The organism is Psychrobacter fulvigenes, assembly GCF_904846155.1.
Taxonomy (GTDB): domain Bacteria; phylum Pseudomonadota; class Gammaproteobacteria; order Pseudomonadales; family Moraxellaceae; genus Psychrobacter; species Psychrobacter fulvigenes.
Window position 1 is genome coordinate 1 of sequence record NZ_CAJGZP010000003.1, and the last position, 1,776, is coordinate 1,776.

Sequence of the window (1,776 nt, forward strand, 5' to 3'; positions counted from 1 at the left end):
CAAAATTTATATAATATCTTGGTAGCCTCGATTTTATTTGATTAATAGCATCAAGAAAATTACCCTCTAGTTCATGCCCACTAGATAAATGATATTCAATAGAAGAATATAATTCATCTAGACTTTCTTGAGAAAAACCATAAAAAATTATTTGCTCTAAATTAGAAGTACTTAAAACAATCGTTTCATCTGATTCTAAATACTTAGCAAAATTTTCTTTCTTTAATTTAGATATACCACCTCTTGAGTTTTTTAAGCCACTATAAAACGTTTCTAAGGTAATATATCCTTTATCAAGCAAAGATCCAAAGTACACCACTTAGAGAAGCGTTATTACTTAGCCAATCATTAGTGACTTTAGTGATGGAACAATTAATTGAACATCCATCATTAGAGGCATTAGGTATTGCGATTTTAGATGTCTCTATAGCGGCAATCACACCATCACCAGAAACCTTAAAAGCACTAGAAGCTGAAGCGAGAGAATCCTTACTGAAAGAAGCCGACGATGCCATTTATGCTCGTCGTAAATTCTCAGTAGAACAAGAGCGCACCATTAAAGAGGCTGAATTAGAAACCGATTTATCTGTTCAACGTAAACGCCAAGAGATTGAAGAAGCACGTTTAGAAAACGAACGTACATTACTACGCGAACAAGCTGAGATTGAAAAAGAACGCCTTGAAGCCAAAGTTAATGCGGAAGCAAAACGCAAAGAACTAGTCGCATTAAGTGCTGAAAATCAGCGAACACAATCAGAAGCGGATGCTTATGCTATTGAAGCTACCATGCGTGCTTATCGTGAATTACCAGTTGAGAACCTAAAAGCAATGGCATTAGCAAAAATGGACTCACAACAATTAATGGCAATGGCATTTGAAACCTTAGCACTGAATTCAGGAAAAATCGGCGAGTTGAATATCACACCTGATTTATTTAGCCAATTTATGAAAAAAGGCAGTAAATAATGCAACGTAACGAAGATTTTCGCTTTGTGCTGGTGATGAGAAAAAGCCGCTTACAGGAATTAATTGAGCGCTTTAATACCTGGTCACAAGCCAAATTCTATTTAGAACACAACAATGTTGAGGTAAAGGATTACCTCAATGAACACAATTTATATCAAAAGCAACTCACAGAAGCTGAGTTGATTTTAAAATCATTAGGACGATTTCAACTTTTAGAAAGAGGCTTATTACCCAGCTATCAATTCTCACCTCACGATATTGTGGTGGTGATTGGTCAAGATGGGCTTGTTGCCAATACGCTGAAATACCTTAATGGACAGCCTATCATTGCCATAAATCCTGATCCATCAAGGTGGGATGGTAAATTATTACCCTTTGAAATAGGGCAATTAAAAGAGACAGTTATTAACACCATTAATAAAAAAATGCCATTTAAAACGGTCACTTTTGCACAAGCAACAACCAATGATGGTCAATCCTTATTAGCGGTTAATGACTTATTTATTGGCCCTAAAAGCCACACTTCCGCACAGTATATTTTGCAATGGAATGGCGCTGAAGAAGTGCAATCTTCATCAGGCATTATTGTATCAACAGGATTGGGATCAACGGGGTGGTTTCAATCTATTCTTGCTGGTGCGATGGCAATTACAGGAGAAGCTTCGCACCCTCTATTACAAGGCTTTAGCTGGAGTGATCGAAAGCTACAATTTAGTGTAAGAGAGCCATTTCCAAGTAGAACAACAGGTGTTGCACTGACTTTTGGCACTATTGAGCCTGACTCACCACTGCAATTAGGATCTTTGATGC

Annotated in this window: 3 protein-coding genes; 2 read left to right on the forward strand and 1 reads right to left on the reverse strand. The window is 37.1% G+C overall.

Features of this window, described 5'->3' with window-relative positions:
* Window positions 1-301 (reverse strand): hypothetical protein (locus JMX03_RS14810; RefSeq protein ID WP_265090508.1); only part of this gene is annotated, 301 nt, incomplete at its 3' end.
* A 62-nt stretch (window positions 302-363) separates the two neighbouring features.
* Between JMX03_RS14810 and JMX03_RS14815 the strand changes: the two genes are divergently transcribed.
* Together JMX03_RS14815 and JMX03_RS14820 are read left to right on the forward strand one after the other, a co-directional pair.
* On the forward strand, window positions 364-966 hold the full coding sequence (locus tag JMX03_RS14815) for a hypothetical protein (protein ID WP_031944046.1): 603 nt from the start codon (window positions 364-366) through the stop codon (window positions 964-966).
* The coding region (locus tag JMX03_RS14820) for a diacylglycerol kinase catalytic domain-containing protein (protein ID WP_201598349.1) at window positions 966-1,776 on the forward strand (811 nt) is incomplete at its 3' end. The genes JMX03_RS14815 and JMX03_RS14820, both read left to right, overlap by 1 nt.